The following is a 4,740-nucleotide window of genomic DNA, read 5'->3' on the forward strand; positions in this document are numbered from 1 at the left end:
AAAAAGAGAAGGACGTACTGGTCTTCCTCTTCCCCGTAAAGCAGGACACCCTCTTCGGAAAAAAGAAACCTTCTATCTTTGCACTCACTGACTCGTCAGGAAATTTTGCGTTGAATAATTTGCGTGAAGATGACTACCGCATTTATGCCTTAAAAGAAGCCAGCCCGGATAAAATTTTTAACCGCGATGAAGAACTGATCGCATTCCTTAAAAAACCAATCCATCTCAGATCAGATACCTCGAACATTCAACTGAACCTTTTCAAACAGGATCCCGAAAAATTCAGGGTATCCGAAAAACGTTTTGACAGCGATGGAAAATTATTATTGGTATTTAATAAAGGGTTGACGCAACCGGCTATCAAAGTCATCTACCCTACAGATATTGATAACAAGAAACAGGTATCATTTTCGCGTACAAAGGATACGGCCTCTGTTTATTTGCGCAATATGAATTTTGACTCCCTGCGTGTAGCCATATTTGATAAAGGCAAAGCAATTGATACCATTTACCAGTTAAAACGTAAAAATGAAAGCTTTACACGTACTGTAACAACAAGTTACAATATTGGTAACGACAGCAAATTAAAGCCAGGCAGCAATTTGGTAATTACCGCAAGCATCCCTATCGAAAACTTTGACCAATCACAAATTACATTGAATGAAGATTCGGTAGCCACGAGCGATTATACCCTGCAAAAAGATACAGGCAACTATAAACTGCTTAATTTAAAATATCGCTGGCGCGAAACCAGCAAGTATGAGTTGATAATTAACGAAGGCGCATTGACCGATATTTATGGCGATAAGAATAAACGACTAACTAAAAAATTCCAGATCAATAAGCTGGATAATTATAGCCAGCTCACCGTAAAGCTCACTGTACCCGATACTGCCAAAGCATATGTAGTTGAGCTTTTAGGCGAGGACAAAAAACTAATTCAAAGCGATCCTATTACCAAAAACACCTCGTTGGTATACAAAGGGATCCTGGCTGCCAAATACTATATAAGGATCATTTACGATGAAAATAAAAACGGCAAATGGGATAGTGGTAACGTAAAGTTAAAGCGACAGCCCGAAAATATCTGGTTAAATGAAAAACTCATCACCCTAAGACCAAACTGGGAAGCTGAAGAACCAGTCACCATTCCTAAAGAGCGGATTACTCCTTAAACCAGCCGGAGTACATGATATAATTTTGAGGCAACTGCTTCAACATAGCCCTTTGCTCATCGGTAAGGGGCTTTATCTTTTTTGCAGGAATGCCGGCGTATAAATAGCCTGACTCACAAATAGTATTCTCCAGTACTACAGCACCTGCAGCAATGATCACAAACTCATTTACAACCGCGTGATCCATCACAATGGCACCCATACCTATCAAAGTATGGTCATGCAAAGTACAGCCGTGTACAAGCGCATTATGCCCTATAGAAACGCTGTTGCCTATGTTAGTTGGGGCTTTTAAGTAGGTAGCATGAATTACAGCACCATCCTGGATATTGGTGTTATTTCCTATTTTAATATAATGTACATCGCCCCTGATCACGGCATTAAACCATACCGAGCAATTATCGCCCATCACCACATCCCCTACTATGGTACAATTTTCGGCAATAAAACAATCATTACCCCAAACAGGGCTTTTACCTTTAACTGGCAGTATAACAGGCATAGTTTAATTAGTTAGCGAATTATTGATTTAGTGAATTAGCGATTTAAATAATTTTCTTTATGTTTGGATATCAAATAAGCGAAAATAGCTCAGTCGGTAGAGCGTCAGTTTCCCAAACTGAAGGCCGCGGGTTCGAATCCCGTTTTTCGCTCAAATCAAAACTTTTCTTAAAAATCGTCATTGCGAGGTACGAAGCAATCGCGAACTGTACAGGGCTACTTGCATAGCCGCTCTGTATTTTGGGGATTGCTTCGTACCTCGCAATGACTATCGTTTATAATTTCTTTTTAAAACACCGTATCCTGTATCTGTTCAGCATGCTCAGGATAATCAGTGGTATAATGCAACCCCCTGCTTTCTTTACGTAACATAGCCGATTTTACTACAATAAACGATACCTGGATCAAATTACGCAGCTCGCATAGTTTAACAGATAGCTTTGTTTTCTTGTAGAAATCCTCTGTTTCTTCATACAATAATTTCAATCTGCGTAAAGCCCTGTCAAGCCTGAAATCTGAGCGTACTATACCCACATAATCATTCATCAGCTTTTGCATTTCGCGCACGTTGTGCGTAACCAGGATATCTTCATTGGAAAGCTGTACACCTTTCTCATCCCAGTCAGGGATATTATCAGGGATCACATTATTTTCAAACCTAACTATAGCATCTTCATAAATACGATGTGCAAAAACCAAAGCCTCCAATAATGAATTGGAAGCTAAACGATTAGCACCATGCAGGCCTGTTGAAGAACATTCGCCGCAGGCATATAACCTTAATATCGACGACTGCCCAACATGATCAACCAAAATACCTCCACACATATAATGACAGGCCGGTGCAACAGGGATCATATCCTTGGTCATGTCTATCCCAATTTCCAGGCATTTGGCATAAATATTAGGGAAATGGTTCAGGATGTCTTTCTTACTGCGATGCCTTACATCTAAATAAACAAAGTCCTCACCCGATTTCTTGATCTCGGCATCAATAGCTCTTGCAGTAATATCACGTGGCGCCAATGATTTCCGCTCATCATATTCATGCATAAATTCCTCACCATTGGTACGTTTCAATACGCCACCAAAGCCACGTACCGCCTCTGATATTAAGAACGAAGGATATTCGCCCGGGTTATATAAAGCCGTTGGGTGGAATTGCATAAACTCCATATTACGCACTTTACCTTTTGCACGGTACACCATAGCTATACCATCGCCTGTTGCAATAGTCGGATTGGTGGTAACCGCATAAATATGCCCGGCACCACCAGCTGCCATTACCGTAACCTTCGAAAGGATCTTCTCAACAATTTTTGTTTCAGTGTTAAAAGCGTAGATTCCAAAGCAGGTGATATCAGTACTTGATTTACCTACCAGCTCACCCAAGTGGTGCTGCGTAATTAAATCAACCGCAAAATAATGCGTAAGTATCTCAATATTAGGGTTTTTATGAATTTCCTCCAAAAGCGAACGCTCTATCTCCCAACCAGTTACATCTTTATAATGTAACACCCGAAATTCGGAATGTCCGCCCTCTTTTGCCAGGTCATAAACACCCTCATTGGTCTTATCGAAATTGGTTCCGTAATCAATTATTTCGTTAATGCGGGCTGGGCCCTCTTTAACAACCGCTTCAACAACTTCACGGTCGCAAAGGCCATCACCACTTATTAAGGTATCCTGGATATGTTTTTCAAAAGAATCTTCTTTTTTATCCACAACCACCGCAACCCCTCCCTGGGCATATTTGGTGTTGGATTCGTCTTCGTTCGACTTGGTAACTATCAGAACCTTACCATGCTTCGCAGCTTTGAGCGCAAAACTTAGTCCGGCTATCCCTGAACCCACTACAAGGAAATCAACATTTCGGGTCATATTTTAGATGAATGTGTGTAAAAGTAGTACTAATGTTAATAACAGCTGTAAAACCTGTTAAGTTTATGTAAACAAAAAGTGAAAAATAGTTTACAATGTGTATAACTCCCTTTCTCGTGTCGAATATCAATATTTTTTGAGCGACTTTTACGACACTTTAGTCATAAAGCTAACATTTTGTCAACCCTGAAAATATCAACATAAAACTTTTTCAAATAAAAATTGATTGTCATAGATATCTAAAAATCAGTAGGCTGAATGGTGGAAAAGTGTTTATAAGTGTTAATAAATTGTGAAAACTAATTTTTAAAACAAAAATTACTCCGACTTTTGCACATTACCAACACCCTAATAAACAATAGTTTTATTTTAATTAAAAAGTAGTTGTTATTATTTGAATTGTGGAAATGAATACCTTCGAAGAAATAAATCTGAAAGGATACGTGGATGAAAAAATTGATCCGACGCTTGATCTTTTCGCTGAAATTGAAAAATTAAAAAAGCAAAAAAATGCGGTGATCCTGGCGCACTATTACCAGGATGGCGACATCCAGGATATTGCCGATTACATTGGCGATAGTTTGGGATTATCCCAACAAGCTGCCAAAACGGATGCCGACATTATTGTTTTTGCGGGTGTGCATTTCATGGCCGAAACAGCCAAGATCCTGTCGCCAACAAAGAAGGTTTTGCTGCCGGATGCAAAGGCAGGTTGTTCATTAGCAGATAGTTGTCCGCCTCACTTGTTTAAAAAGTTTAAGGATAACTATCCTGATCACCTGGTGATCACTTATGTAAACTGCATGGCCGAATTGAAAGCTTTAAGTGATATTGTATGCACATCAAGCAACGCGGTACAGATCGTAGAAAGTTTGCCAAAGGATCAGAAGATCATCTTTGGGCCTGATAAAAACCTTGGTGCATATGTAGCCAAAAAAACCGGTCGCGACCTGGTATTGTGGAATGGTGCTTGTATGGTTCATGAGATATTTTCGAGAGAAAAGATCACTAAGTTGAAAGAAAGACACCCAGGAGCAAAATTACTTGCGCACCCTGAATGCGAGGATGTTATATTGGAAATGGCCGATTATGTTGGTTCAACAACCGGAATTTTGAAATATGCAGGTGCCAGGGCTGATAAGGAATTTATCGTGGCAACTGAAGCTGGGATCCTACACCAGAT

The 4,740-nt window shown here is 39.8% G+C and carries 4 protein-coding genes and 1 tRNA gene; 3 read left to right on the forward strand and 2 right to left on the reverse strand.

What is annotated here, in order from left to right; genetic code table 11:
* Positions 1 to 1,175, forward strand: a 1,175-nt coding sequence (locus VF500_RS18420; protein ID WP_330861080.1) for a hypothetical protein, incomplete at its 5' end; no start/stop codon positions are given.
* Here the strand turns inward: VF500_RS18420 and VF500_RS18425 are convergent.
* Positions 1,165 to 1,677: a gamma carbonic anhydrase family protein gene (locus tag VF500_RS18425; RefSeq protein ID WP_330861081.1), complete on the reverse strand. Its 513-nt coding sequence runs from the start codon at positions 1,675 to 1,677 to the stop codon at positions 1,165 to 1,167. The two genes, VF500_RS18420 and VF500_RS18425, sit on opposite strands and share 11 nt — an antisense overlap.
* 78 nt (positions 1,678 to 1,755) lie before the next feature.
* Here VF500_RS18425 and VF500_RS18430 point away from each other — a divergent pair.
* Positions 1,756 to 1,828: transfer RNA gene (locus VF500_RS18430), tRNA-Gly, on the forward strand.
* Between the two features lie 136 nt (positions 1,829 to 1,964).
* Here the strand turns inward: VF500_RS18430 and nadB are convergent.
* Complete coding sequence (gene nadB / locus VF500_RS18435) at positions 1,965 to 3,557, reverse strand: L-aspartate oxidase (RefSeq protein WP_330861083.1); 1,593 nt, start codon at positions 3,555 to 3,557, stop codon at positions 1,965 to 1,967.
* A gap of 407 nt (positions 3,558 to 3,964) precedes the next feature.
* Between nadB and nadA the strand changes: the two genes are divergently transcribed.
* A partial coding sequence (nadA, locus tag VF500_RS18440) for a quinolinate synthase NadA (RefSeq protein WP_330861084.1) occupies positions 3,965 to 4,740 on the forward strand: 776 nt, incomplete at its 3' end.

Origin of the sequence: Mucilaginibacter sp., from assembly GCF_036383575.1 — a bacterium.
In the GTDB taxonomy this organism is placed as follows: domain Bacteria; phylum Bacteroidota; class Bacteroidia; order Sphingobacteriales; family Sphingobacteriaceae; genus Mucilaginibacter.

Coding starts and splice junctions, on each gene's coding strand:
- VF500_RS18425 (WP_330861081.1), bottom strand. CDS start 1,677: ATGCCTGTTATACTGCCAGTTAAAGGTAAAAGCCCTGTTTGGGGTAAT.
- nadB (WP_330861083.1), bottom strand. CDS start 3,557: ATGACCCGAAATGTTGATTTCCTTGTAGTGGGTTCAGGGATAGCCGGA.